General features: G+C 71.6%; 24 protein-coding genes and 1 tRNA gene. 14 read left to right on the top strand and 11 right to left on the bottom strand.

Translation table 11 applies throughout. The annotated features are described in order from the left end of the window. The first annotated feature begins 224 nt into the window (after positions 1-224). Genes ACZ4Z4_RS04095 through ACZ4Z4_RS04080 form a run of 4 tightly spaced genes read left to right on the top strand, consistent with a single transcriptional unit; the run spans position 225 to position 6008 of the window. Positions 225-1130: an FAD binding domain-containing protein gene (locus tag ACZ4Z4_RS04095; protein WP_468321758.1), complete on the top strand. Its 906-nt coding sequence runs from the start codon at positions 225-227 to the stop codon at positions 1128-1130. Next, the gene (locus ACZ4Z4_RS04090) at positions 1127-3166 is read left to right on the top strand and encodes a (2Fe-2S)-binding protein (protein ID WP_468321757.1); all 2040 of its coding nucleotides are present in this window, start codon (positions 1127-1129) and stop codon (positions 3164-3166) included. Before ACZ4Z4_RS04095 ends, ACZ4Z4_RS04090 begins: the two co-directional genes overlap by 4 nt. Continuing rightward, positions 3163-5466, top strand: a complete 2304-nt coding sequence (locus tag ACZ4Z4_RS04085; protein ID WP_468321754.1) for a xanthine dehydrogenase family protein molybdopterin-binding subunit — start codon at positions 3163-3165, stop codon at positions 5464-5466. Before ACZ4Z4_RS04090 ends, ACZ4Z4_RS04085 begins: the two co-directional genes overlap by 4 nt. Next, positions 5463-6008 carry an AAA family ATPase gene (locus ACZ4Z4_RS04080; RefSeq protein ID WP_468321751.1) on the top strand — a complete coding sequence of 182 codons (546 nt, stop codon included), beginning with the start codon at positions 5463-5465 and terminating at the stop codon, positions 6006-6008. Before ACZ4Z4_RS04085 ends, ACZ4Z4_RS04080 begins: the two co-directional genes overlap by 4 nt. 31 nt (positions 6009-6039) lie before the next feature. On the opposite strand, the gene ACZ4Z4_RS04075 is transcribed toward ACZ4Z4_RS04080, so the two are convergent. Further along, positions 6040-6111 (bottom strand) — tRNA-Cys (locus tag ACZ4Z4_RS04075). 1509 nt (positions 6112-7620) lie between these two features. On the opposite strand from ACZ4Z4_RS04075, the gene ACZ4Z4_RS04070 reads away from it, so the two are divergent. Continuing rightward, complete coding sequence (locus ACZ4Z4_RS04070) at positions 7621-8157, top strand: DinB family protein (RefSeq protein ID WP_468321749.1); 537 nt, start codon at positions 7621-7623, stop codon at positions 8155-8157. A gap of 3 nt (positions 8158-8160) precedes the next feature. On the opposite strand, the gene ACZ4Z4_RS04065 is transcribed toward ACZ4Z4_RS04070, so the two are convergent. After that, complete coding sequence (locus ACZ4Z4_RS04065; RefSeq protein ID WP_468321746.1) at positions 8161-8610, bottom strand: ATP-binding protein; 450 nt, start codon at positions 8608-8610, stop codon at positions 8161-8163. A gap of 157 nt (positions 8611-8767) precedes the next feature. Here ACZ4Z4_RS04065 and ACZ4Z4_RS04060 point away from each other — a divergent pair, with 157 nt between their 5' ends. The 6 genes from ACZ4Z4_RS04060 (at position 8768) to ACZ4Z4_RS04035 (ending at position 15399) form a co-directional block, all read left to right on the top strand. Next, positions 8768-9622: a helix-turn-helix domain-containing protein gene (locus ACZ4Z4_RS04060; RefSeq protein WP_468321743.1), complete on the top strand. Its 855-nt coding sequence runs from the start codon at positions 8768-8770 to the stop codon at positions 9620-9622. Then, on the top strand, positions 9619-9891 hold the full coding sequence (locus tag ACZ4Z4_RS04055) for a DUF397 domain-containing protein (protein ID WP_468321740.1): 273 nt from the start codon (positions 9619-9621) through the stop codon (positions 9889-9891). The genes ACZ4Z4_RS04060 and ACZ4Z4_RS04055 overlap by 4 nt, the downstream gene beginning before the upstream one ends. Positions 9892-9971: 80 nt before the next feature. Further along, positions 9972-11507, top strand: a complete 1536-nt coding sequence (locus tag ACZ4Z4_RS04050) for an MFS transporter (RefSeq protein ID WP_468321738.1) — start codon at positions 9972-9974, stop codon at positions 11505-11507. A 184-nt stretch (positions 11508-11691) separates the two neighbouring features. Then, a complete protein-coding gene (locus ACZ4Z4_RS04045) occupies positions 11692-13491 on the top strand; it encodes a DEAD/DEAH box helicase (protein WP_468321735.1) in 1800 nt (599 codons plus the stop codon). Positions 13492-13822: 331 nt separating this feature from the next. Further along, positions 13823-14464 (top strand): IclR family transcriptional regulator, encoded by a 642-nt coding sequence (locus ACZ4Z4_RS04040; protein WP_362987159.1) that lies wholly within the window; start codon positions 13823-13825, stop codon positions 14462-14464. Positions 14465-14592: 128 nt separating this feature from the next. After that, entirely contained in the window at positions 14593-15399 is an 807-nt protein-coding gene (locus tag ACZ4Z4_RS04035; protein ID WP_468321732.1) for a S16 family serine protease, read from the top strand. A gap of 151 nt (positions 15400-15550) precedes the next feature. Here ACZ4Z4_RS04035 and ACZ4Z4_RS04030 read toward each other — a convergent pair whose 3' ends face one another. The 6 genes from ACZ4Z4_RS04030 to ACZ4Z4_RS04005 form a co-directional block, all read right to left on the bottom strand. Beyond that, positions 15551-16156, bottom strand: a complete 606-nt coding sequence (locus ACZ4Z4_RS04030) for an ArsR/SmtB family transcription factor (RefSeq protein WP_468321730.1) — start codon at positions 16154-16156, stop codon at positions 15551-15553. Positions 16157-16232: 76 nt separating this feature from the next. Then, the gene (locus ACZ4Z4_RS04025; protein ID WP_468321727.1) at positions 16233-17201 is read right to left on the bottom strand and encodes a glycine betaine ABC transporter substrate-binding protein; all 969 of its coding nucleotides are present in this window, start codon (positions 17199-17201) and stop codon (positions 16233-16235) included. Further along, on the bottom strand, positions 17198-18028 hold the full coding sequence (locus tag ACZ4Z4_RS04020; protein ID WP_468321724.1) for an ABC transporter permease: 831 nt from the start codon (positions 18026-18028) through the stop codon (positions 17198-17200). Before ACZ4Z4_RS04020 ends, ACZ4Z4_RS04025 begins: the two co-directional genes overlap by 4 nt. Further along, entirely contained in the window at positions 18025-19266 is a 1242-nt protein-coding gene (locus tag ACZ4Z4_RS04015; protein WP_468321721.1) for a betaine/proline/choline family ABC transporter ATP-binding protein, read from the bottom strand. The genes ACZ4Z4_RS04020 and ACZ4Z4_RS04015 overlap by 4 nt, the downstream gene beginning before the upstream one ends. Then, the gene (locus ACZ4Z4_RS04010; protein WP_468322138.1) at positions 19259-19906 is read right to left on the bottom strand and encodes an ABC transporter permease; all 648 of its coding nucleotides are present in this window, start codon (positions 19904-19906) and stop codon (positions 19259-19261) included. Before ACZ4Z4_RS04010 ends, ACZ4Z4_RS04015 begins: the two co-directional genes overlap by 8 nt. A 45-nt stretch (positions 19907-19951) precedes the next feature. Continuing rightward, entirely contained in the window at positions 19952-20422 is a 471-nt protein-coding gene (locus tag ACZ4Z4_RS04005) for an Lrp/AsnC family transcriptional regulator (RefSeq protein ID WP_468321718.1), read from the bottom strand. 121 nt (positions 20423-20543) lie between these two features. Here ACZ4Z4_RS04005 and hppD point away from each other — a divergent pair, with 121 nt between their 5' ends. Further along, positions 20544-21692, top strand: a complete 1149-nt coding sequence (gene hppD / locus ACZ4Z4_RS04000) for a 4-hydroxyphenylpyruvate dioxygenase (RefSeq protein ID WP_468321715.1) — start codon at positions 20544-20546, stop codon at positions 21690-21692. On the opposite strand, the gene ACZ4Z4_RS03995 is transcribed toward hppD, so the two are convergent. Then, complete coding sequence (locus ACZ4Z4_RS03995; protein WP_468321712.1) at positions 21689-22252, bottom strand: quercetin 2,3-dioxygenase; 564 nt, start codon at positions 22250-22252, stop codon at positions 21689-21691. The genes hppD and ACZ4Z4_RS03995 overlap by 4 nt on opposite strands. Before the next feature lie 51 nt (positions 22253-22303). Between ACZ4Z4_RS03995 and ACZ4Z4_RS03990 the strand changes: the two genes are divergently transcribed. Then, positions 22304-22759 carry a MarR family winged helix-turn-helix transcriptional regulator gene (locus ACZ4Z4_RS03990; RefSeq protein ID WP_468321709.1) on the top strand — a complete coding sequence of 152 codons (456 nt, stop codon included), beginning with the start codon at positions 22304-22306 and terminating at the stop codon, positions 22757-22759. Here ACZ4Z4_RS03990 and ACZ4Z4_RS03985 read toward each other — a convergent pair. After that, positions 22745-24202 carry a tetratricopeptide repeat protein gene (locus tag ACZ4Z4_RS03985; RefSeq protein WP_468321707.1) on the bottom strand — a complete coding sequence of 486 codons (1458 nt, stop codon included), beginning with the start codon at positions 24200-24202 and terminating at the stop codon, positions 22745-22747. The two genes, ACZ4Z4_RS03990 and ACZ4Z4_RS03985, sit on opposite strands and share 15 nt — an antisense overlap. A 108-nt stretch (positions 24203-24310) precedes the next feature. Here ACZ4Z4_RS03985 and ACZ4Z4_RS03980 point away from each other — a divergent pair, with 108 nt between their 5' ends. Continuing rightward, on the top strand, positions 24311-25681 hold the full coding sequence (locus ACZ4Z4_RS03980) for an FAD-binding oxidoreductase (RefSeq protein WP_468321704.1): 1371 nt from the start codon (positions 24311-24313) through the stop codon (positions 25679-25681). 76 nt (positions 25682-25757) lie between these two features. Here the strand turns inward: ACZ4Z4_RS03980 and ACZ4Z4_RS03975 are convergent, their stop codons facing one another. After that, positions 25758-26243 carry an SsgA family sporulation/cell division regulator gene (locus ACZ4Z4_RS03975; protein WP_468321701.1) on the bottom strand — a complete coding sequence of 162 codons (486 nt, stop codon included), beginning with the start codon at positions 26241-26243 and terminating at the stop codon, positions 25758-25760. Positions 26244-26469: the final 226 nt, after the last annotated feature.

Below are 26469 nucleotides of genomic sequence, written 5' to 3'. Positions count from 1 at the left end.
TGCGAAAACGGCATATCCCCCTGGTCTGCGGACGAATGCCTCCTAGCGGACCCCCGCGTCGGGGCCCGGGGAAGATGTGCCAGAGTTGCCACGTCCGGGTTGTGAGCACGTACCGTACGGCGGAACAGGCGTAACGGTGACACGTCGCGAAACGGCGAGCACTTCACATACGCGATGGATGTACGTGAAGCACGCGGCCGGACATCGGGAAGGGGCAGCCGGTTTTGAGCACGCACGCACCGCAGGCGGCACGGACACCGCAATCGGTGAAGCTGCCCGCCACGCTGGACGAGGCCGTGGCGGCGCTCGCCGCCATGCCCGCCGCCGTGCCCGTCGCCGGCGGCACGGACCTCATGGCATCGGTCAACTCGGGACAATTGCGGCCCGCCGCCCTCGTCGGCCTCGGCCGCATCAGCGAGATCCGCGGCTGGCAGTACCAGGACGGCCACGCCCTGCTCGGCGCCGGCCTCACCCACGCCCGCATGGGCCGCCCCGACTTCGCCGCGCTCATCCCCGCCCTGGCCGCCGCCGCGCGCGCCGCGGGACCGCCCCAGATCCGCAACGCGGGCACCCTCGGCGGCAACATCGCCTCGGCCGCGCCGACCGGTGACGCGCTGCCCGTCCTCGCCGCGCTCGAAGCCGTGCTGATCATCGCGGGACCCGGCGGCGCCCGCCGCGAGATCCCCGTCTCGCACCTCCTCGCCGGCATGGAGATGCTCCGCCCCGGCGAACTCATCGGCTTCGTCCGCGTACCGCTCCTGCACGCCCCCCAGGTCTTCCTCAAGGCGACCGGCCGCACCGGACCCGGCCGCGCCACGGCCTCCGTCGCGCTGGTCCTCGACCCCGCGCGGCGCGGGGTGCGGTGCGCGGTCGGCGCCATCGCGCCGATGCCGCTGCGGCCGCTGGAGGCCGAGGAGTGGGTGGCCTCACTGATCGACTGGGACGGCGAGCGCGGCAGCCTCGTCCCGGAGGCGGTCACCGCCTTCGGGGAGTACGTGGCGTCCGCCTGCATCCCGGACCACCCCCCGGCGGCCGACGGCACCGAACAGCCGCTGGCGCCCGCCGTACTGCATCTGCGGCGCACCGTCGCCGCGCTGGCCCGACGAGCACTGGGGAGGGCGCTGTCGTGAGCGACGACCAGAACACCCACAACGGCGGCGGCTGGCAGCCGCACCCGCAGGGCGAGTACGACTCCGACGCCACGGCGTTCGTGCAGCTCCCCGAAGGCATGCTGGACGCCCCGCTCGCCGCCCCGGGACACGGCTACGTACCGCCGCAGATAACGGTCACCCCCACCACCGCCGACGCCACCGACCCGGCCGCCACGGGCGCCTGGGTCATGCCCCCCGAGGTGACGGGGGCGGCCGGCGGCGGACTCGCGGTGAGCTGGCCCGACGCGAGCACGGTGCAGGAGCAGCAGCCGGAGGGGCACGCGTACGACCCGCGGGCGACCGGCCAGTGGAGCTTCGGCGAGGCCGAGGCCGGGGCCGGGGCCGGCGCCGGGGCGGCGGGGCAGCAGCAGGCTTACGGGCAGCAGCAGACGTACGACCAGGGGTACGAGCAGGACTACGCCCACCACCAGTACGGGCAGGCGCCCGCTGCTCCCGCTCACTCCGACGTCACCGGGCAGTGGTCCATCCCCGTCGCCGACGGGGACCTGCCGGACGAGTCCGGTGAGTACACGGCGTCGTCGCTGACGGCCCAGTGGGGCGGCACGCCCCCCGCGACCCTGCCCGGCGGCGCGCCCGCGCCGTGGGCGACGGGGGCGGGGGCCGGTGCGCCCTGGGGTGCGCAGCCGCAGGAGGCTCCCGCCGAGCAGCGTCAGGAGGCGCCGCAGGCGCCGCAGGCATCGCAGGAGAGCCGGTTCGAGCAGACGACGCTGCTGCGGGCGGTCAGCATGCCGCCCGCCGGACGGTCCGGCGCGGAGGCGGCGCAGGCCGCGGAGGCCGCCCTCGCGGAGGAGGCCGCCCACGCCGTGGAGGCGGCGGAGGCCGTCGAGGCCGCGCGGGAAGCCGTGGAGGCCGCGGAGATCGCGGACGTCCTGGAGCCGTCGGAGCCGTCCGCGCCGTCGGAGCCGTCTGCGCCGGCGGGCGAGTTCGAGGCCGCCGCCGAGCATGTCGGCGCGGCCCACGCGGCCCCCGAGGCAGCCCCGGAATTCATCCCGGAAGCCGCTCCGGAGTTCGCCCCCGAAGCCACCCCGGAGACCCACCTCGAAGCGGTGCCGGAGACCGCCCCCGAGCCCGCCCCCGAAGAGGAGCACCCCGAAGCCGCCGCGGAGCCCGCGGCCGACGACGTGACCGGCGAGGCGGAAGCGACCGCTGAGGCGGACGAGCCGCACGAGCCACAGGAAGCGCACGAGCCGCACGAGCCGCACGAGCCACAGGAGACGGCAGAGGCGGCGGCGACGACGGCCGAGGCGGCGGAGACGGCGGACGTGGCGGAGGCGGAAACCTCCGACGATGGCCCCGTCATCGCGCCCAACCCGCTCCACGACGACCACCCCCTCGTCTCCTACGTCCTCAGCGTGAACGGCACCGACCGTCCCGTCACCGACGCCTGGATCGGCGAGTCGCTGCTCTACGTCCTGCGTGAGCGGCTCGGTCTCGCCGGGGCCAAGGACGGCTGTTCGCAGGGCGAGTGCGGGGCCTGCAACGTCCAGGTGGACGGGCGCCTCGTCGCCTCCTGCCTGGTCCCCGCCGCGACGACCGCGGGCAGCGAGGTCCGTACCGTCGAGGGCCTGGCCACCGACGGGCAGCCCTCCGACGTGCAGCGCGCGCTCGCCGCGTGCGGAGCCGTGCAGTGCGGCTTCTGTGTGCCCGGCATGGCGATGACCGTGCACGACCTCCTGGAGGGCAACCCCGCCCCCACCGACCTGGAGGCCCGCCGCGCGCTCTGCGGCAACCTCTGCCGCTGCTCCGGCTACCGCGGCGTGCTCGACGCCGTGCGCGAGGTGGTGGCCGAGCGCCAGGCGACCTCCGCGGCCGCCGCCGAGTCCTCGGCGCAGGACGGGCACGAGCAGCAAGAACACCACCAGCACCAGGGCGGGCACGAGCACCCGGACGCCGCGCGCATCCCGCACCAGGCGGGCCCGGGCGCCGGCGGCGTCCACCAGAGTGCGTACGAAGAACCGCAGGGCCCCTACGGCCAGGACGGAGGCCACGCGTGACCACCGAAGCCGGCACCGCGCCCACGCCCACCGCCGCCCCCGACGGCCCCGGGCAGCCGCCGCACGGCATCGGCGCGTCGCTGCCGTCCGCGGAGTCCCGCGTGAAGACGGAGGGCACCTTCCCCTACGCCGCCGACCTGTGGGCCGAGGGCCTGCTGTGGGCGGCGGTGCTGCGGTCCCCGCACGCGCACGCCCGCATCGTCTCCATCGACACCAGCCACGCCCTGGAGATGCCGGGCGTGCACGCCGTCGTCACCCACGAGGACGTGCCGGGCGAGCCGCTGCACGGCCGCCGGACCGCGGACCGCCCGGTCTTCGCCTCCGACGTCGTACGCCACCACGGCGAGCCCATCGCCGCCGTGGCCGCCGACCACCCCGACACCGCACGGATGGCGGCCGCCGCCGTCATCGTCGAGTACGACGTGCTCGAACCGGTCACCGACCCGGAGAAGGCCTTCGAGGCCGAACCGCTCCACCCCGACGGCAACCTCATCCGCCACATCCCGCTGCGGCACGGCGACCCGGAGGCGGCGGGCGAACTCGTCGTCGAGGGCCTGTACCGCATCGGCCGCCAGGACCCGGCGCCGATCGGCGCGGAGGCGGGGCTCGCGGTGCCGCGCCCCGACGGGGGAGTGGAGCTGTACGTCGCCTCCACCGACCCGCACGCCGACCGCGACCGGGCCGCCGCCTGCTACGGCCTTGCCCCGGACCACGTGAAGGTGGTCGTCACCGGCGTGCCGGGCGCGACCGCAGACCGCGAGGACGCCGGCTTCCAGCTCCCGCTCGGGCTCCTGGCACTGCGCACCGGCTGCCCGGTCAAGCTCACCGCGACCCGTGAGGAGTCCTTCCTCAGCCACGCCCACCGCCACCCCACGCTCCTGCGCTACCGCCACCACGCGGACGCCGAGGGCCGGCTGGTCAAGGTGGAGGCGCAGATCCTGCTGGACGCGGGCGCGTACGCGGACACGTCGTCGGAGGCGCTGGCCGCCGCGGTCTCCTTCGCCTGCGGTCCGTACGTGGTGCCGAACGCCTTCATCGAGGGCTGGGCGGTCCGTACGAACAACCCGCCCTCCGGGCACGTACGCGGCGAGGGCGCGCTCCAGGTGTGCGCCGCCTACGAAGCCCAGATGGACAAGATCGCCAAGAAGCTGGGCGTCGACCCGGCCGAGGTGCGGATGCGCAACGCCATGGCGACCGGCGACATCCTGCCCACCGGCCAGACCGTGACGTGCCCGGCCCCCGTGGCCGAACTCCTCGCCGCCGTACGCGACCACCCCCTGCCCGAGCTGCCCAAGGACACCCCCGAGGACGAGTGGCTGCTGCCCGGCGGCCCCGAGGGCGCGGGCGAACCGGCCGCGGTACGCCGGGGCGTGGGCTACGGCCTCGGCATGGTCCAGCTCCTCGGCGCCGAGGGCACGGACGAGGTCTCCACGGCCACCGTGAAGGTCCACGACGGCATGGCGACGGTGATCTGCGCGGCCGTCGAGACCGGACAGGGCTTCACGACGCTGGCCCGCCAGATCGTCCAGGAGACGCTGGGCATCGAGGAGGTCCGCGTGGCCCCCGTCGACACGGACCAGCCGCCCGCCGGGCCGAGCTGCCGGGGCCGGCACACGTGGGTGTCGGGCGGCGCGGTGGAGCGCGCGGCGAAGATGGTCCGCACGCAGCTCCTCCAGCCCCTCGCACACAAGTTCGGCATGTCCACCGAGCTGCTCCAGATCACCGACGGCAAGATCACCTCGTATGACGGCGTGCTCTCCACGACCGTCACCGAGGCCTTGGAGGGCAAGGAGCTCTGGGCCACCGCCCAGTGCCGCCCCCACCCGACCGAGCCGCTGGACGAGGCCGGGCAGGGCGACGCCTTCGTGGGCATGGCGTTCTGCGCGATCCGCGCGGTGGTGGACGTGGACATCGAGATCGGCGCGGTACGGGTGGTGGAGCTGGCGGTCGCCCAGGACGTGGGCCGCATCCTCAACCCCGCCCAGCTGAAGGCCCGTATCGAGGCGGGCGTCACCCAGGGCGTGGGTGCGGCGCTCACGGAGAATCTCCGCACTCCGCGCGGCATCGTCCGCCACCCGGACCTGACGGGCTACGCCCTTCCGACCGCCCTGGACACGCCCGACATCCGCATCGTGAAACTGGTGGAGGAGCGGGACGTCGTGGCTCCCTTCGGCGCGAAGGCCGCCAGCGCGGTCCCGGTCGTGACGTCCCCCGCCGCCATCGCCTCCGCCGTCCGCGCGGCGACCGGCCGCCCCGTCAACCGCCTTCCCATCCGCCCGCAGGCGGCGGTGGCGACGTGACGCTCGCCGCGTCTGGCGGCGCGGTCGTAGTCATCACCGGCATCATGGCGTCCGGCAAGTCCACGGTGGCGCAGGCGCTGGCCGAGCGCCTGCCGCGGGCCGCGCACGTGCGCGGTGACTCCTTCCGCCGCATGATCGTCTCGGGCGGGGTGGATTACGAGGGTGAGGCGGGGGGAGAGGGTGAGGCTCAACTCCGCCTGCGGTACCGCCTGTCGGCGTCGGCGGCCGACGCGTATGCCGGTGCCGGCTTCACGGCCGTGGTGCAGGACGTCATCCTGGGCGAGGAGCTGAAGGCGTACGTGGGGTTGGTACGCACCCGCCCTCTGTACGTCGTCGTCCTCGCCCCGCGACCCGACGCGGTCGCCGCTCGTGAGGCCGCTCGTGGCAAGACGGGCTACGGCGCTTGGACGGTCGAGGACCTGGACGCGGTTCTGCGGGGGCGGACGGATCGCGTCGGACTCTGGTTGGACAGCTCGGAGTTGACGGTCGAGGAGACCGTGGACGGGATCTTGGAGCGGTTGGACGAGGCCCGGGTGAGCTGAGAGCTCCACCCGGGCCTCGGGCCCCGTTCGGAGGCCGTGGCGGGAATCGAACCCGCGTTACTGGATTTGCAGTCCAGCCCCTGAGCCATTCGGGCACACGGCCGAGGTGTTGACTCCTTGAAGCTAGCGGGGCCCTGCGGGCGGCTCAAGCGGTCTTGGGGGGCTGCAATGGGACTGCCATGTGCCGTTCATGAAGGGCGGAGGGGCGGAGGGGCTGGGGCGGTGTCTTCGATTGGCGCCGGGGCCGCCCGGTTTTTGCGGAGTGTGGCGGTTCCGGGCCGGCAGTAAAGGGCGCTCCCTGCGGTCGCGTCGGCTTCGCCGATTCCGCTCCGCTCCACCCTTGACTGCCGCCCCTACACCGCACGTTGACTTTGCCCCGGCCGGCCAGGGGTGGGGTCTACGGGGACCGGGGGATGGGTCATCCCCTTTCATCGCCGAGTGCGGACCGGTCCAACGTGAGCCGACGTCACCGTCGTGGTGGCTGCCCCCGGCTTCGCCGCTCGGGCCATCACCTCTCGCTGCCGGGTGCGGACCGGCCCAACGTGGGCGCGGGTCACCGTCGGGGGCGGCGCGGGCCACGGTCGGGGCACGGGCCACGGTCGGGGCGCGGGCCACAGTCCGGGCGTGCACTGCCTGCCCGCCCTCGCCGGGCACCTACTTTGGGAAAGTTGTGAAGGGACATGCCGCGCGCCCCCCTCGCACGCGCAATGCGCCGCCCGGCCGGGAGGATGCGGCCGTCCCTCCGGGACCTACTTTCGCGAAGTTGTGAAGCGAGGTGCCGCGTGCCCCCCGGCACGCGGAATGCGCCGTCCGGCCGGGAGGTCGCGGCCGTCCCTCCGGGACCTACTTTCGCGAAGTTGTGAATCGAGGTGCCGCGCGCCCCCCCAGCACACCCAATGCGCCGTCGGGCCGGGGGGCTGGGGCTGCCCCTCCGGGACCTACTTTGGGAAAGTTGTGAATGCGTCCGTCGCACGCCCCCCAGCGCGGGCAATACGCCCCCGAATGCGAGCGCTTCACGCACCACAGAACCGCTGCAACCCGCCCCGGGGTAGAGCCGGCGGGAGGGCGCGTTCGGCGTGACAGGGGGGCGCGCGGCTTGCCCATTCACAACTTTTCCAAAGTAGGTCCCCGACAGGCAGCGGCCGGTGACTGACCGGGTCTTGACCGTGACCCGCGCCCACGTTGGGCCGGGCCGCACCCGGCAGCGAGAGGTGATGGCCCGAGCGGCGAAGCCGGGGGCGGCCACCACGACGGTGACGTCGGCTCACGTTGGGCCGGGCCGCACTCGGCGATGAAAGGGGATGGCACCTCCAGGGAATCCGCAGCCCCCACCCCTGGCCGTCCGGGTCAAGGTCTACGTGCGGTGGAGGGGCGGCAGTCAAGGGTGGAGCGGAGCGGAATCGGCGGAGCCGACGCGACGCAGGAGCGCCCTTTACTGCCGGCCCGGAGGCGCCACACTCCGCAAAAACCGGGCGGCCCCGGTGCCGATCGAAGACACCGGCCCACCGAAGTCGCAGAGGGCGGGGCGCCCACTAGGACAAGAGCTGGCCTACTTGCCTTCTAGCGTGGGCTTGTCCGACGGAGCGGTACCAATGGGGAGGCGGTCACCATCATGTCCAGCACCATCGACGAGTCGACGATCACCGGCGAGCGTGCCGATCTGCTGGAGGCGCTGAACCAGCACCGGACCATGTTGCGCCACACCGTCCGTGGCCTCACCGATGAGGAGGCCGGGCGGCGCACCACCGTCAGCGAACTGTGTCTGGGCGGCATCATCAAGCACGTCACCTCGGTCGAGCGCGTGTGGGCCGCGTTCATCGTGGACGGCCTCGCGGCCCTGGGTGACGTGACCGACATGAGCGACGACGACTGGGCCCAGCGCGCGGACGAGTTCCGGATGCTGCCCGGTGACACGCTCGCCGGAGTACTGGATCGGTACGCCGAAGTCGCCCGGCAGACGGATGAGTTGGTTCGGGGGCTTAGTGACCTCGACGTGTCCCACCCGCTCCCGGAGGCCCCGTGGTGGGAGCCCGGCGGGCGGTGGACGGCCCGCCGGGTGCTCTTGCACATCATCGGTGAGACCGCTCAGCACGCGGGACACGCCGACATCATCCGTGAGTCCTTGGACGGTGCCCTCAGCATGGGCTGAGGTTCACCGGCGCGGCGCCGGGGCGGCCAGTTCCGCCCAGATCGTCTTGCACGCGCCGAACGCGGGCGTCGCCAGCTCCGTGCCCCAGCGGTCCGCCAGCGTCTCGACCAGGAGCAGGCCCCTCCCCGACTCCGCCTCGGGAGAGGGGCGGCGGGGGTGCAGGGGCGGGCTGCGGTCCACCCGCGCGTCCGTCACTTCGATACGGAGTGTGTTCGACGCGGTGATCGTCAGCCCGAGGCGGAAGCTCCGGCCGGGCACGTGGCCGTGCAGCACGGCGTTGTTCGCCAGCTCGGCGACGATCTGCTCCGCGTCCTCGGACGGCCGTTCCCAACTGTGCAGTTGCTCCCTCGTCAGGAGCCGGGCCAGTCGTGCGCCTCTGCGCGTCGCGGAGAGCAGGATCGTGAACTGGTGCAGTGGGGTGGGGGTTTGGGCCCAGGTGGTTTCTTGGTTCACGTCACTTAGCGTGGCCGTCCGTGCGTAACGTGGACAGCGGGGCGCGCTGTGCGTACGGAGTCTGTCCGGTCGTTGTCCCGGCTTGTCCCGCCTGTCCCGGGTGACGTCCGGGTACGTGTGCGCGTTGGGCTTGGACGGTACGTGGGAGGTGGGCGCGGTGGAAGAACGCAACGACGGTGTGGACGAACCCGGCTGGGACGTCGACCCCGAGGACGAGATCAGTGCGGTGGTCGAGATGGTCGGCCATCAGCTCAAACGGTGGCGTGAGGCGGCGGGCCTCCGGGTCGCGGAGTTCGGGGAGGCGATCGGGTACGGGGAGGACTTGATCCGCAAGATCGAGCGCGGGGCGCGTATTCCCCGCCCCGAGTATCTGGACAAGGTGGAGGAGGTGGTCGACGCGCGGGGCCTCGTCGCCGCGATGAAGAAGGAGATGCGGGAGGCAAGGTACCCGAAGCGGGTGCGGGACTTGGCGAAGTTGGAATCGCAGGCGGTCGAGCTTTCTTCTTACGGCAACCACAACCTGCACGGCCTGTTGCAGACCGAGGAGTACGCGCAGGGACTGTTCGAGATGAGGCGTCCCGCGTACTCGCAGGATCAGATCGAGCGGGATGTGGCCGCTCGTATGGCACGGCAAGCGATCTTCGATCGGTCCCCTGCGCCCGCTCTCAGCTTCGTCCAGGAAGAGGTGACGCTGAGGCGCCCGATCGGAGGCACAATGGTTCTACGCCGCCAGCTCGAACGCCTGTTGGAAGTGGGTAAGTTGCGCAACGTCGAGATCCAGGTGATGCCGACGAACCGCACGGATCATGCTGGAATGGGCGGCCTCATCCAGATGTTGAAGTTCGCCGACGGCAAGGCGGTTGGGCGCTCCGATGGTGCGTTCAGCGGGCGCCCGGTCTCCGAGCCGAAGCAGCTGCGGATCCTCGAACTGCGCTATGGCATCATCCGGGCCCAGGCGCTGACGCCAGACGAGTCGCTGGCCTTCATCGAGCGAGTGCTGGGAGAAACATGATTCGCGAGACCTCAGCCGGTATCAACGCCGGGCTGAAGTGGTTCAAGAGCAGCTACAGCGACAGCAACGAATCCGGCGACTGCGTCGAGGTCGCCCTGGAGTGGCACAAGAGCAGCTACAGCAGCGGCTGCGAGGGCGATAGCTGCGTCGAGATAGCCGCCACCCCCCAAACCATCCACATCCGCGACTCAAAGGTCACCGACGGCCCCCACCTCGACGTCACCCCCACCGCCTGGTCCGACTTCCTCGCGTACGCCTCCCGGGGCTGAGGGGCGTACGACCAAGGGCCGAGTAACTCCCCACCCTCGGACAGGGGCATAACAGCGCAACGCCTCTTACCCTGACGGGCATGACCAACATCGTCCCCGACACGGGTGGAGTCCTGCGCGCCCCCTACCGCGCACTGAGCATCGGCATCGTCTCCGTCGTGCTGCTGATCGCCTTCGAGGCGACCGCCGTCGGGACGGCGATGCCCGTCGCGGCGCGGGAGCTCGACGGCGTGTCCCTGTACGCCTTCGCGTTCTCGGGGTACTTCACGACGAGCCTCTTCGGCATGGTGCTGAGCGGCCAGTGGGCGGACCGCCGGGGACCGCTCGGTCCGCTGGCGACAGGCATCGCCCTGTTCGCCGCGGGGCTGCTGCTGAGCGGAACCGCAGGGACGATGTGGCTGTTCATCGTGGGGCGGGCCGTGCAGGGTCTCGGCGGGGGACTCGTCATCGTCGCGCTGTACGTCGTCGTGAGCCGGGCCTACCCGGAGCACCTGCGGCCGTCGATCATGGCGGGGTTCGCGGCGAGCTGGGTCGTGCCGTCGGTGGTGGGCCCGCTGATCTCGGGCACGGTCACCGAGCACCTCGGGTGGCGGTGGGTCTTCGTGGGCATCCCCGTCCTCGTCGTCGCGCCGCTCGCCCTCGCGCTGCCCGCGATACGGCGGACCGCGTCCGGTCCGGTCGACCCGGACGCGCCCGCCGCCCGGGTCGACCGGCGCCGCATCCGGCTGGCGCTCGGGATCTCGCTGGGTGCGGGGCTCCTCCAGTACGCGGGGCAGGACCTGCGCTGGCTCTCGCTGGTGCCCGCCGCGCTCGGCGCGGCGGCCCTCGTGCCGGCGGTGCTGGGGCTGCTGCCCAAGGGGACGTACCGGGCGGCCCGCGGGCTGCCCTCCGTCGTGCTGCTGCGGGGCGTCGCGGCCGGGTCGTTCGTGGCCGCGGAGTCCTTCGTGCCGTTGATGCTCGTCACTCAGCGCGGGCTGAGTCCCACGATGGCGGGACTTTCGCTGGCCGTGGGCGGTGCGACGTGGGCGCTCGGGTCGTTCGTGCAGTCGCGGCCCGCCATGGAGCCGTACCGGTCGCGGCTCGTGGCCGCGGGCATGGTGCTGGTGGCGGCGGCCATTCTGGCCGTGCCGACCGTCCTCGTGGAGTCCGTGCCCGTGTGGATCGTGGGGGTGGCGTGGGGCTTCGGGTGCTTCGGCATGGGCATGGTCATCGCCTCGACCAGTGTCCTGCTGCTGCGGCTCTCGCCGCCGGCGGACGCCGGGTCGAACTCGGCCGCGTTGCAGATCTCCGACGGCCTCTCGAACGTCATACTCCTCGCCGCGGGCGGCGCCGCGTTCGCCGCGCTCGGCGGGGGTGCGGTGGGTGAGGCGCACGGGGCCGCGGCCGGCGGGTCCCATCCGGGGGCCTTCGTCGCCGTCTTCCTGCCGATGGCGGCGGTCGCCCTGGTCGGGGCGTGGGTGGGGACGCGGCTGCACGGGCCGAAGGTGCCGGAGGAGAGTCCGGTGGCGGTTCCGGTGGCGGACGGGACGGGGGTCGTGGTCACCGACGTGGTGACGGACGTACGCATGGACGTCCTGTCGTCGGAGGCGGCGACGGACGTACGCGCGGATGGTTAGGGCCCAAGGCCCGGAGGACTGCACGCGGACGTGCCGGGGGATGCGCGTACCGGCACCCGCGCGCCCGTGTGAGACCCGTCCCACCCGGACCCGGCACCGCCTCGCCCCCAGTGGAACGTCCCCGCATCACCGGTAAGGTGGCCCGGTTGTCATACGTGCCGCCGACCTTGCGAACCCGGAGACCGTGACTACCACCAGCGCCGCCGCCAACTCCTCCCACCACCTCTCTCCCGCCTTTCCCGGCCGTGCCCCCTGGGGCACCGCCAACAAGCTGCGTGCCTGGCAGCAGGGCGCGATGGAGAAGTACATCCAGGAGCAGCCGCGAGACTTCCTGGCCGTCGCCACCCCCGGCGCCGGCAAGACGACGTTCGCGCTCACGCTCGCGTCCTGGCTGCTGCACCACCATGTCGTGCAGCAGGTCACGGTGGTCGCGCCCACCGAGCACCTGAAGAAGCAGTGGGCGGAGGCCGCCGCCCGGATCGGCATCAAGCTGGACCCCGAGTACAGCGCCGGACCGCTGAGCAAGGAGTACCACGGCGTCGCCGTGACGTACGCGGGCGTCGGCGTGCGGCCGATGCTGCACCGCAACCGCTCCGAGCAGCGCAAGACGCTGGTGATTCTCGATGAGATTCACCACGCGGGGGACAGCAAGTCGTGGGGTGAGGCTTGTTTGGAGGCGTTCGAGCCCGCGACGCGTCGGCTCGCGCTCACCGGTACGCCGTTCCGGTCCGACACGAACCCGATCCCCTTCGTCACGTACGAGGAAGGGAACGACGGCATCCGGCGCTCCGCCGCCGACTACACGTACGGCTACGGCAGCGCGCTCGGCGACGGCGTCGTGCGGCCCGTCATCTTCCTCTCGTACTCCGGCAACATGCGCTGGCGCACCAAGGCGGGCGACGAGATCGCGGCGCGGCTCGGCGAGCCCATGACCAAGGACGCCGTGTCGCAGGCGTGGCGGACCGCCCTCGACCCGCGCGGCGAGTGGATGCCGAACGTCCTCAAGGCCGCCGACAAGCGGCTCACCGAGGTCAGGAAGGCCATCCCGGACGCGGGCGGCCTCGTGATCGCCACCGACCAGGACTCCGCGCGCGCCTACGCCAAGCTGATCAGGGAGATCACGGGCACGAAGGCGACCGTCGTCCTCTCCGACGACACCGGGGCCTCGCAGCGGATCGACGACTTCAGTGCCAGTACCGACCGGTGGATGGTCGCCGTCCGCATGGTGTCCGAAGGCGTCGACGTGCCGCGTCTCGCGGTGGGCGTGTACGCGACGACGATCTCGACGCCGCTCTTCTTCGCGCAGGCCGTCGGCCGTTTCGTGCGGTCCCGGCGGCGCGGCGAGACCGCGTCGGTCTTCCTGCCCACCGTCCCCGACCTGCTCACCTTCGCCAACGAGATGGAGGTCGAGCGCGACCACGCCCTCGACAAGCCGAAGAAGGAGGGGGAGGAGGACCCCTACGCCGAGTCCGAGAAGGAGATGGACGAGGCGAACAAGCAGGAGGACGAGGACACCGGGGAGCAGGAGCAGTTCTCCTTCGAGGCGCTGGAGTCCGAGGCCGTCTTCGACCGGGTCCTCTTCGACGGTGCCGAGTTCGGCATGCAGGCGCACCCGGGGAGTGAGGAGGAGCAGGACTACCTGGGCATTCCCGGGCTCCTCGAACCCGACCAGGTGCAGATGCTGCTCCAGAAGCGGCAGGCCCGGCAGATCGCCCACAGCAGGAAGAAGCCGGACGAGGAGGCCGACCTGCTCGAACTGCCCGCCGAGCGGCGGCCCGTGGTCTCGCACAAGGAGCTGCTCGGGCTGCGCAAGCAGCTCAACACGATGGTCGGCGCGTACGTCCATCAGAGCGGGAAGCCGCACGGGGTGATCCACACCGAGCTGCGGCGCACGTGTGGTGGGCCGCCGAGCGCCGAGGCGACGGCGGGGCAGCTGCGGCAGCGGATCGAGAAGGTCCAGGAGTGGGCCACCCGCATGAAGTGACGTTCGGGTAAGGAGCCGCCTGGCCAGGAGTGGGGCGTTCCGAGTGCGGAGGGCGTGTGTGAATGTCGCGTGCGCGTCTTCCTGGGGGCGCCCCGCGTAACGGGGCAGATGCGGGCGCTAGGGGCGCCCCTGTGCCCGGATTCTGGACGAAGTCTTCCGCTGAGCGGGACGGCCTCGCTACTGTCCCCGCAACGCACACGCCCCGTGGCAGCGCCGCCGCGGAGCGCAGCCGGTGTTCCGACCGGCGGCCTCTGACGCGCGTCGCCCACGGGACCGGCGGCGCAACCGCCGCGTAAGGGGGCCGCCGACCCTCACCTAAGGAGTGGGCGTCGTGACCGCGGAGACTTCCCAGACGCTCGACAGAGGACTGCGGGTCCTCAAGCTGCTGGCCGACACCGACCATGGCCTCACGGTCACCGAGCTCTCGAACAAGCTCGGGGTGAACCGGACCGTGGTGTACCGCCTGCTCGCCACGCTCGAACAGCATGCGCTGGTACGACGGGATCTGGGCGGTCGGGCCCGCGTGGGCCTCGGCGTGCTCCGCCTCGGCCGCCAGGTGCATCCGCTGGTGCGGGAGGCGGCGCTGCCCGCGCTGCGCTCCCTCGCGGAGGACATAGGGGCGACGGCGCACCTGACCCTGGTCGACGGCTCGGAGGCCCTCGCCGTCGCGGTGGTCGAGCCCACGTGGACCGACTACCACGTCGCGTACCGCACGGGGTTCCGGCACCCGCTGGACCGGGGCGCGGCGGGCCGCGCGATCCTCGCGGCGAGGCAGGGCCTGGTGACCGACCCCGGGTACGCCCTCACGCACGGCGAGCTGGAGGCGGGCGCGAGCGGTGCGGCCGCCCCGCTGGTGGGCGTGACCGGCCTGGAGGGCAGCGTGGGTGTGGTCATGCTGGCGGACTCGGTGCCGGAGAGGGTGGGGCCCCGGGTGGTGGACGCGGCGCGGGAGGTGTCCGATGCGTTGCGCTGAGGCCGCGCGGGCGGGCGGGGTCACGGGGCTCGGTCTGTCGCCGGCTGCGCCGAGCTCGTCCTCAAGCGCCGGACGGGCTTGATACGCCTGCGCTCGGGCCGACAGGTCCCTCACGTTAGATTGATCCCGTGTTCTCGTTCTCTCGTCTCACGCGCCCCCAGGCCCTCGCCGTCTGTGCCCTGCCCGTCGTGGCTCTGCTCGCCGTCGCGGGGCTCGCGCCGTTGCCGTTCGCCGTGGCTCAGCCGGGGGGGACGGCCAATGTGCTGGGAGAGCACGAGGGCAAGCCCGTCCTGACGGTTTCCGGCGTGCCCACGCGGGAGCCCGAGGGGGAGCTCCGGATGACGACGATCGTCGCCACCGGGCCCCAGATGGACATCTATCTGGACGACGTGATCGACGGGTATTTTCGGAGCGACCGGGCCGTGATGCCCAAGGACTCCGTCTATCCCGTCGGGGACGACGTGAAGGAAGTCGAGAAGCACAATCTCGGCGACATGAAGAAGTCGCAGGACGCCGCGACCGACGCCGCGCTGCGGTATCTGAAGGCGAACGGCGTCGACGGCACCGACAAGGTGAAGGTCAAGGCCGACCTCGGCAAGATCGGTGGGCCGAGCGCCGGACTGTTCCTCACGCTCGGCATCATCGACAAGGTGGACGGCGACGGCAGCGGCGGCGACCTCACGGGCGGCCGCAAGATCGCGGGCACCGGCACGATCACGGCCGGTGGCAAGGTCGGTCCGGTCGGCGGTGTCGCCCTGAAGACGCAGGCCGCGGCGCGCGACGGCGCGACCGTCTTCCTCGTGCCGGAGGACGAGTGCTCGGACGCTCAGGCGGAGCTGCCGAAGGGGCTGCGGCTCGTCCCCGTCACGACGCTGACGGGAACGGTCGACGCGCTGCGCGCCCTGGAAAAGGGCGGGAAGGTTCCGAGCTGCTGACGAGGCGCAGGCCCAATTCGACCAGGGTCCAGCCCAGTTGAGCCTGGAATCGGGGGCGGCGGTGGCGGCGTGCGGGGGCCGCTCGGCGTAATTCGACGGCGCGGGTGTGGTGCACGATCAGGTGTACGTCGGGGTGCACTGCTTCGTCCTCTCAGTCGCTGTCGCCGACCGGCCGGGTCGGGAAGATGTGGGAGTGGACGCGCACCTTGGCGACGTCCTGGGCGCCTTCCTTCGGCGCCGCCCCCCGGTAGCTCTCGATGAGCTCGTGGACCTTGTGGCTCAGCTCGGCGGCGAGCTCGGGCGTCAGGTCCAGCGTGTAGTCGCTCGTGTCCGCCGATTCGTCCCACTCCTGCGACCACTCGTGCCGTGTGGCGATCCAGGTGGTCACTTCCTGCGCGCGCTGTGCCGCGTACTCGAACAGGAGCGTGCTGAGCGCTCCCTGCACCGCCGGGTCCCGGTCGCGGATGAGTGTCTCGTCGGTACGCGTGCCCTGATGCGCCGACCGCCACCACCGCTCCCTCCCCTTGCCCCGCTCCGGGTCGTCCTCGACGAAGCCGTACTCCGCGAGCTGCCGCAGGTGGTAGCTGGTCGCGCCGCTCGACTCGCCCAGGCGGGCGGCGAGTTGGGACGCGGTCGCCGGGCCGTCGAGCCGCAGGGAGCTGAGGAGCCGCATGCGCAGCGGGTGCGCGAGGCCGCGCAGCGTGCGGGCGTCGAGGTGGTGGACCTTGCGGGGCGGCTGCTGCGGCTCTTCCGTCATGTCCGGCAGCGTAGGCGCGCAAAGACTCCGTTGCAATGCTTTCTTTGCAACGGAGTCTTTGTAAGTTTGGCCGGACCTATTCCTTGACGAATCCCTCCTCGATGAGCCAGTCCTTCGCCACCTCGTGCGGGTCCTGACCCTCCACGTCCACCTTGGAGTTGAGCTCCCGCGCCACCGTGTTGGTCAGCCTCGCGGTGATGGGGGCGAGGACCTCCGCGATTTCCGGGTGCTTCTTCAGGGTCTCGCTGTTGATCTCGGGGGCCGCGTTGTAGTTGGGGAAGAAGTGCTTGTCGTCCTCCATCGTCGTCAGGTTCATCGCCTTGATGCGGCCGTCCGTCGTGAAGACCTCGCCGTACGTGCACGTGCCCTTGGCTGCCTGGGTGTAGATGATCCCGGTGTCCATCTTGGTGATGCTGGAGGCCGGGACGCGCATCCCGTACTTCTTCCGCATGCCGGGCAGCCCGTCCTCCCGCGACGCGAACTCGCTCTCCACGCAGAGCGATACGGCCTTCGGGTCCGACTTCGACAGCTTCGCCACGTCCGAGAGCGTCTTCGTCCTGTGCTTCGCCGCGTTCCGCTGGTTCATCGCCAGCGCGTAGGTGTTGTTGAGCCTGGCCGGGGGGAGCCAGGTGACGCCGTTCTCCAGGTCCGCGTCGCGCACCGCCTGCCACTGCTTCCGCGGGTCGGTGATCGGCTCGGTGTTGCCCTGGTACGTGATCCAGGCCGTGCCCGTGTACTCGTACATGCCGTCCGCGTCGCCGCTCTTGACGGCCTCGCGCGCGCCGATCGAGCCCTGGATGCCCGTGCGGTCGAGGACGTCCGCGCCGGCCGCCTGGAACGCGATGCCCATGATGGCGCCGAGGATCAGCTGTTCGGTGAACTCCTTGGACGTGACGGTGAGATCGGCGCCCTTCAGGGGCAGCCCCTTGCCGATGGAGCCGGGCTCGACGTCGTCGACCATCGGGCTGCCGCTGGTCAGTCCGCAGCCGGCGAGCAGCGCACCGCCCAGGACGGCGGCGACGGTCGTACGCGGCATGATCCTCATGCGTCCACCTCCAGACCGCGCGGGCGCAGCACCAGTTCCGCCAGCGAGGCCAGCCAGTCCACCAGGAGCGCCAGCGCGATCGTCAGGATCGAGCCGAGCATGAGCACCGGCATCCGCTGGTTGGTCATGCCGGTCGTGATGAGGTCGCCGAGACCGCCACCGCCGCCGAACGTGGCGAGGGTCGCCGTGCCGACGTTGAGCACGAGCGCCGTGCGGACGCCCGCGAGGATCAGCGGGACGGCGAGGGGGAGTTCGACCTTCGCCAGGACGCCCAGCGGGGACATCCCGATGCCGCGCGCCGCTTCGAGGAGCGTCGGGTCGTTCGCCTTCAGGCCCGTGATCGTGTTGGAGAGGACCGGCAGGACGGCGTAGATGACGATGCCGATCAGCGCGGTCTTCTCGCCGATGCCGAGCCAGATCACCAGGAGCGCGAGGAGACCGATCGCCGGGGTCGCCTGGCCGATGTTGGCCAGGGCCATCGCGACCGGCGCGCCCTTGCGCAGCCTCTTGCGGGTCAGCAGGACGCCGAGCGGGATGGCGATGATCAGGACGAAGAACGTCGAGACCGCCGTGAGCTCGATGTGCTGGCGCAGCCTGAGCCAGACGTTGCCGTCGGCCAGCGCGTTCTCCGAGATCGAGTCGAGGTCGGCCTGCTGGAACCAGACCCAGGTCGCCAGCAGGACCACCGTGAGTACGGCGGGCAGGAACGTCAGCTTCTGCCAGGTGACCCTGCGCGGCTGCCGCGCGGCGAGCACGGCCGGCGGGGCCTGTGGCTCACTCTCGGCCCGGCCGGAGACCCCGGTCGGGCCGCCGGAGGTGTCCGTCATGCCTTCGCCTCCCCGCCGTGACCCTCCTGCTCGAAGTGGGTCAGCCGGGCGCGCCGCTCCTCCAACTGGTGCTGGTGCTCGACGGCTTCGAGGCGGTCGGCCTCCAGCATCTCGTGGACGGAGTTCATCAGCGTCTCCATGTCGACGACGCCCGTGTACTCGCCGCGCCGCCCGGTCACCGCGACCCGGCCCGCGCTGTCCGTGAGGACGGCTTCGAGCGCGTCGCGCAGGGTGGCGTCGCGGGTCACCGTGTCCTGGACGAGGGTGCCCGCGCGGGCCAGCGAACCCTTGGCGCGCATCAGGTCGCCGCGCCGCAGCCACTTGTAGGGGCGGCCGCGCTTGTCCAGCAGGAGCAGTTCGCTGGTGGTGCTGCCGCGCAGCCTGTCGAAGATGTCCTGGAGCGGGTCGTCGACGGTCACCGTGGGGATGTCGGCGATCTCCACGTCCCGTACGCGCGTGAGGTTCAGGCGCTTGAGCGCCGCGCCCGCGCCCACGAAGCCCGAGACGAAGTCGTCGGCCGGGTTGGTGAGGATCGCTTCCGGGGTGTCGAACTGCGCGATGTGCGACCGCTCCCGCAGCACGGCGATGCGGTCGCCCAGCTTGATGGCCTCGTCGAAGTCGTGCGTGACGAAGACGATCGTCTTGCGCAGCTCGTGCTGGAGGCGGATCAGCTCGTCCTGGAGGTGGACGCGGGTGATCGGGTCGACGGCGCCGAACGGCTCGTCCATGAGGAGGACGGGCGGGTCCGCCGCCAACGCCCGTGCCACGCCGACGCGTTGCTGCTGGCCGCCGGAGAGCTGGCGCGGGTAGCGGTGGTGGAACTCACCCGGGTCGAGGCCCACCAGGTCCAGCATCTCCTCCACCCGGGACTTGATCCTCGCCTTGCCCCAGCCGACCATCTTCAGCACGAGCGCGATGTTCTGCGCGACCGTCATGTGCGGGAAGAGGCCCGAGGACTGGATCGCGTAACCGACCTTGCGGCGCAGCTTCACCGGGTCGATGCCGGTGACGTCCTCGCCGTCGATGCGGATGCGCCCGCCGGTCGGCTCGATCAGTCGGTTGATCATCTTCAGGGTGGTCGACTTGCCGCAGCCGGAAGGGCCCACGAGGATGACGGTCTCGCCCGCCCCGATCTGCATGGTGACGCTGTCCACGGCCGGTTCGCCGTTGCCCGGATAGCGCTTGGTGAGGTTCTCCAGCTCGATCGTCGCCCCGGACGTGGCGGTGGTCTCAGGCACGGATCCCCCTCGAAATGGTCAGCCTGCCGAGCACGACGTACGCGGCGTCGAAGAGCAGCGCGAGGACGATGATCCCGAGCGTGCCCGCGAGCACCTGGTTGAGCGCGTTCTTGCTGCCGAGCGAGCCGATGCCGCGGAAGATCTCGTTGCCGAGCCCGGGGCCCGACGCGTACGCCGCGATGGCCGCGATGCCCATCAGCATCTGCGTGGAGACCCGGATGCCGGTGAGGATGGGCGGCCAGGCGATCGGCAGCTCCACGCGGAAGAGCCGGGCGGCACGGGACATCCCGATGCCCTTGGCGGCGTCGACCAGCGACGGGTCGACGCCGCGCAGCCCGACGATGGCGTTGCGCACGATCGGCAGCAGCCCGTACAGGGTCAGCGCGACGACGGTCGGCGCGACCCCGAGCCCCACGACCGGGATCAGCAGGCCGATCATGGCGAGGGAGGGCACGGTGAGGATGGTGGACGTGACGGTCGTGGCGAGGTCGCCCGCCCATTCGCTGCGGTACGTGAGGACGCCGATCAGTACGCCGATGACGGTGGCGACGACCATGCACTGGAAGACGGCGCTCGCGTGTTGATACGCGTCCGTCAGCAGTTGCTGGTGGCGGGTGCCGAGGTAGTCCCAGAAATTCACTGAAGTGCTCACCTCGCCTTTCCGAAGGCGGTCAGTGCCTATGACTCAGGAATCTTCGGATGCCTGCTCCACCAGCGGGATGATCCGCAGCGGAACGGGGTTTTCCATGACGATCGCCGTGGAGGCCCGGACGATGCCATCAAAGCCCACGACCCGGTCGATCACTCGCTGGAGATCCGCGTTCGACCGGGCCACGAGGCGGCAGAGCATATCGCCGTGGCCGGTGATGGTGTGCAGTTCGAGCACCTCGGCGACGCTCTGCAAATGGGCCCGCACATCCGCGCCCTGGCCCTGTTTGATCTCCAGCGTCGCGAAGGCCGTGACGGGGTAGCCGAGCGCCGCCGGGTCGACCTCGGGGCCGAAGCCCCGGATGACTCCATTGGACTGAAGCCGGTCCATGCGCGCCTGCACCGTGCCGCGTGCGACGCCGAGCCTGCGGGACGCCTCAAGAACCCCGATACGCGGCTCCCGCGCCAGGAGCACGATGAGTCTGCCGTCCAGATGATCGATCGCCATGCCGCCCCCAAGGTGGTCATGATGTACAGATAGCCTGCCCATCCTGGCCACCCACTGAGCAGATTGACCACTGAAAACGCGAACTATTGCGCACCTTGCGGTTCGGCGGCAGCCTCAGGACATGACTGAGACCACCACCCACACCACCCCTGACACCGTGCGCGAGGCCGACCCCTTCCCGGTGAAGGGAATGGACGCGGTCGTCTTCGCCGTGGGCAACGCCAAGCAGGCCGCGCACTACTACTCCACGGCGTTCGGCATGAAGCTGGTCGCCTACTCCGGACCGGAGAACGGCAGCCGCGAGACCGCGAGTTACGTCCTCACCAACGGCGGTGCGCGCTTCGTCTTCACCTCCGTCATCAAGCCCTCCACGGACTGGGGTCACTTCCTCTCCTCCCACGTGGCCGAGCACGGCGACGGCGTCGTCGACCTCGCCATCGAGGTGCCGGACGCCCGCGCCGCGTACGCCTACGCCGTCGAGCACGGCGCGCGCGGCATCACCGAGCCGTACGAGGAGAAGGACGAGAACGGCACGGTCGTCCTCGCCGCCATCGCCACCTACGGCAAGACCCGCCACACCCTGGTGGAGCGCACCGACTACGACGGCCCGTACCTGCCCGGTTTCGTGCCCGCGAACCCGATCGTCGAGCCGCCGGCCAAGCGCACCTTCCAGGCGATCGACCACTGCGTCGGCAACGTCGAGCTCGGCCGGATGAACGAGTGGGTCGAGTTCTACAACAAGGTCATGGGCTTCACGAACATGAAGGAGTTCGTCGGCGACGACATCGCGACCGAGTACAGCGCGCTGATGTCGAAGGTGGTCGCGGACGGCACCCTCAAGGTGAAGTTCCCGATCAACGAGCCCGCCATCGCCAAGAAGAAGTCGCAGATCGACGAGTACCTGGAGTTCTACGGCGGCGCCGGCGTCCAGCACATCGCGCTCGCCACGAACGACATCGTCGAGACCGTGCGCACCATGCGCGCGGCGGGTGTGCAGTTCCTCGACACCCCCGACTCGTACTACGACACGCTCGGTGAGTGGGCCGGTGAGACCCGCGTCCCCGTCGAGACCCTGCGCGAGCTGAAGATCCTCGTCGACCGCGACGAGGACGGCTACCTGCTCCAGATCTTCACCAAGCCGGTCCAGGACCGCCCGACCGTCTTCTTCGAGATGATCGAGCGGCACGGCTCGATGGGCTTCGGCAAGGGCAACTTCAAGGCGCTCTTCGAGGCGATCGAGCGCGAGCAGGAGAAGCGCGGCAACCTCTAGGAAGACCGCGTCCGCCACTCGTGGCCGGGCGCGAAAGCCACGTCGTACCGGGCCGGGACGCCGGCGAACCTGCCCGGTTCGGGGATCAGGGGCCGCGGCGGCAGGCCGTGTTCGAGCGTGGGCGCGCCGAGGTTCTCGAAGAACCGCTCGAACGTGCCGCCGGGGCCCGCCGCGACGCCCACGACCTGGCTGTGGTGGCGCTCCATGCGGTACGCGTGCAGGCAGTTCTTGGGTACGAAACCGAAGTCGCCGGGGGTGAGCAGCTTCTCCAGCTGCTCACCCTCGGTGTCTTCGACGAAGAGGCGGACCGCGCCCTGGGTGACGTAGAAGACCTCGTGCGTTTCGGCGTGCACGTGGGCCGGTATGAGGTCGCCCTTGGGGCCCTCGACGGTGAAGAAGTTGAAGGTGTTCTCGGTCTGCTCGCCGCCCGCGTAGACGGTGATCAGGTCCCCGAACAGGTGGGCGCGGTCGCCCTCGCCCTTCTCGATGAAGTAGGGCTTGCCCGGTTCCGGGGGGATCCGGGACGCCTCGCGGTAGCGGGTGGCGTACTCGATGGTCATGGGCGGACGCTCCCAGTGGCTCGCACGGTAATGTCAGGTACCCTGACATTAATGACGAAGGAACCCGCTCGACGCAACCTGCCCCAGCTCCTCGGCGAAGCCCGCCGCTGGTTCGAGGAGGGCCTCCTCGCCGCCATGGAGAGCGCGGGCACCCCGCCCGTGTCCCTGACCCAGGTGCAGCTCTTCGCCGTCCTCGACGACGACGGCACCACCGTCTCCGAGCTGGCCCGCCGCATGGGCGTCACCCGCCAGACCGCCCACCAGGCCGTGCACGGCCTCGTCGGCGCCGGACTCCTCGAACAGGTCCCCGACCCCGCCTCCGCCCGGCAGCGGCTCATCCGCCGCACCCCCCGGGGCGAGCGCGCCCACGACGAGGCGACCGCCGTCCTCACCCGTCTGGAGCACCTGCTCGCCACCCGCATCGGCCCGGCACCGGCCGACGCCCTGCGGGCCGCACTCGAAGCGCCCTGGGGCCCCGTGCCGGGGCCGGACTCAGTCGTCGGCTGACGGCTGGGGTGCCGGCGACGGCTTGCGCGGTGCCGCCGGCCGGGGTTTGGGCAGCGGCGGCGGCTCCTCCCCGGGAGGCGCGTACACCTGCTCGGGGCCGCCCTCCGGCGGCTCGCCCAGCGCCCGCAGGGCCCTCTTCGCCGCGGGCACGCCGAGCGGCGAGAAGTACGGGTTGACGCGCAGCGCCTCCCGCAGGTGGCGGCGCGCGGCGCCGTACCAGCCGAGCTCCCGCTCGATCTGCCCGCGGTGGAAGGCGAACAGGGCGCTGCGCGGCCCCTTGTCCATCGCCTTCGTGACCAGCTTCAGACCCGCCTCGCCCTCCCCGGACCTGTACAGCGCCCAGCCGAGCGCGTCCGCCGTCTCCGGACTGCCGTGCCGCTTGTACTCCGCGGTGAGCCGCTCCACCGCCGCGTCCGCGTCACCGTGGTCCGCCTCGAAGAGGCCGAGGATCCGCTGGTTGTTGACGCCGCCCGCACCCCCCTCCCGCACCCGGGCCCGCACCACGTCGTACTGCGCCCGCGCCGCGGGACCAAGCCTCAACGACTCGTACAACTCGCCCAGCTCCAGCGCGTACTCGGGCAGCGGATGCCTGGTCAGCGCCGACCGGTAGGCCTGCAACGCCTCCGACGTGCGGCCGAGGGCGGCGAGGGCGCGGCCCCGGCCCGCCAGCGACGGATGGTGGTCGGCCTCCGTGGCGAGCGCCACGTCGTAGTAGCGCAGCGCCTCCGTCGGCTCGCCCCGCTCCCACGCGAGCTCCCCCACCCGGTGCAGCGCCGCCGCCTTCTCCGCCGGGGCCTGGGCGAGGGCCGCCGCGTCGGTCAGCGCCGCGTTCGCGTCCTCGCGCCAGCCGCGGTTGCGGTAGACCTGCCCCTTCCGCGTCAGGACCGCGGCGCCCGGGCCCAGCTTCTGAAGGGACTCCAGGGCCTTGCTCGCCGCCTTCACGTCCCCGAGCCCGCTGTACGCGTCGATCAGCACGGAGTGCCCCGTCCACCGCTTCGGCGCCTGCCGCACCGCGAGCTCGCCCCACTTACGGGCCGCCCGGAAGTCGTGCCGGGCGTTGGCCAGCGCGGCAAGACCCGTCAGCGCCTCCGGATTTCCCTCGGGCCGCGTCCTGAGCGACGTGCGCAGGGCGCTCTCCGCCTTCGCATAGTTCGTGAAGTCCGCGGTCCGCACGCCCTTCGCCACATACGCCGAGCCGAGCACCGCCCACGACTGCTCGTCGCCGGGGTGCGCCCGCAGATGCGCCTCGCGCTCCCCGATCAGCGCCGTCAGATCCGGCAGCGCCGCGGGCATCCCCGCCCCCACGGCCACCATCGCCCGCCCCGCCGGGCCCAGCGCGGGCCGCGCCGCCTTACCGCCCGGCGGCAGCAGCACATACGCGCCGCCGGCCAACACGCTCCCCGCGACGGAGCCGATCAGCACACGCTTCACCGAAGGCTTCATGCCGCTCACTGTGCGCCACTGCCGTCCATACGAAGAGCACATCCCCGGCCCGCGGAACGGCGTCGCACACGGGTTCACACCGATGGCCCCGAGTGCGACGCTGTGATCATGAGCCGCACCCTCATCGACCTCCTTCAGGAGGGCCTCCCGGCCGAGGCGGTCCTCACCGACCCGGACGTGACCTCCTCGTACTCCCACGACATGGCGAGCTTCTGCGCCGCGGGCACCCCGGCCGTCGTCGTCCTGCCGCGCACCGTCGAGCAGGTCCAGCACGTGATGCGCACCGCCACCGAGCTGCGCGTCCCCGTCGTCCCGCAGGGCGCCCGCACCGGCCTGTCCGGCGCCGCCAACGCCAGCGAGGGCTGCATCGTCCTGTCCCTCGTCAAGATGGACCGCATCCTGGAGATCAGCCCCGTCGACCGGATCGCCGTCGTCGAACCGGGCGTCGTCAACGCGACGCTCTCCCGCGCCGTCGGCGAGCACGGCCTGTACTACCCGCCGGACCCCTCCAGCTGGGAGATGTGCACCATCGGCGGGAACATCGGCACCGCCTCCGGCGGCCTGTGCTGCGTGAAGTACGGCGTCACCGCGGAGTACGTCCTCGGGCTCGACGTCGTCCTCGCCGACGGGCGCCTCATGAGCACCGGCCGCCGCACCGCCAAGGGCGTCGCCGGATACGACCTGACGCGGCTCTTCGTCGGCTCCGAGGGCAGCCTCGGCATCGTCGTCCGCGCCGTCCTCGCGCTGCGGCCCGAACCGCCGCAACAGCTCGTCCTCGCCGCGGAGTTCGCGTCGACCAAGGCCGCCTGCGACGCCATCTGCGCGATCATGGCGGGCGGCCACGTCCCCTCGCTCCTCGAACTCATGGACCGTACGACGGTCAAGGCCGTCAACGCGCTCGCCCACATGGGTCTGCCCGAGACCACCGAGGCGCTGCTCCTCGCCGCCTTCGACACCCCCGACCCGGCGGCCGACCTCGCCGCGGTCGGCGCGCTCTGCGAGGCCGCGGGCGCCACGCAGGTCGTCCCGGCCGAGGACGCCGCCGAGTCCGAACTCCTCCTCCAGGCGCGGCGGTTGTCCCTCACCGCGCTCGAAGCCGTCAAGGGCACCACGATGATCGACGACGTGTGCGTGCCGCGCTCCCGGCTCGCGGAGATGCTCGACGGCGTCGAGCGCATCGGCGAGAAGTACGACCTGACCATAGGGGTCTGCGCACACGCCGGCGACGGCAACACCCACCCCACCGTCTGCTTCGACGCGGCGGACCCCGACGAGGGCCGGCGCGCCCGCGAGTCCTTCGACGAGATCATGGCGCTCGGCCTGGAGCTCGGCGGCACGATCACCGGCGAGCACGGCGTCGGCATCCTGAAGAAGGAGTGGCTGGCGCGCGAGATCGGCCCGGTGGGGGTGGAGATGCAGCGGGCCATCAAGGCGGCCTTCGACCCGCACGCACTCCTCAACCCGGGCAAGCTGTTCTGACCGTGTGCCTGTGCTTGTGCCTGTGCTTGGCTCTGTGACTGTGTCCGCTCCGTGGTCGCCCCCGTGGCGGCGGGGCTCACTCACCGTCCTTCGACTCGTCCGACGGCCACGGGTCGCGCAGCCACAGCTCGTCCACGCGGCCTCGGCCGGAGGCGGGCGCGAGCAGCTCGGCGAGGCCGTCGTCGATGCCGAGCTGCTCACCCTCCGAGCCCGGCGGGACCACCCGCAGCGTCCGCTCCAGCCAGGCGGACACGGCGGCGGCCGGCGCCTCCAGGAGCGCGTCGCCGTCCGGTGAAGTGAGGGCCATCAGGACGACGTTGCGGCCCTCCACCTTCGTCGGCCACACCCGTACGTCGCCGTGGCCGCACGCCCTGAACACCCCCTCCACCAGGAGCTCGCGGGCGAACGTCCAGTGCACCGGGTGCTCGGAGCCGGTGTGGAAGGCGATGTGGACGGCGTAGGGGTCGTCGGTGCGGTAGGTGAGGCGGGCCGGGACGGGGATGGCCCGCTCCGGCGAGAGGACCAGTTTGAGCTCCAGCTCGCGTTCCACCACGGAGTGCATGTCGATGCCCTTCTGCTCTGCGGAGGCCCTGGGAACGGACCCGTACGAGTGGAGAGGGCGGGATCGCCGGAGCATTACGCGGCTTCGGGAAATTGGCCGCGGAAAATTTCTTCGTACGACTTCGGGGCGGGGTGCGGGGGACGCGGGGGAAGTGTGGGGAGCGTGCCCGGAAAGTGGTTCGGTGGGGCGGGAGCTGCCCGGTGGCACACGGAGGTCTGATAGATGT

The sequence above is a fragment of the Streptomyces sp. NPDC030245 genome (assembly GCF_055572995.1).
The sequence above is the reverse complement of the archived record's forward strand: the minus strand, read 5'-3'. Positions and strand labels throughout refer to the sequence as shown.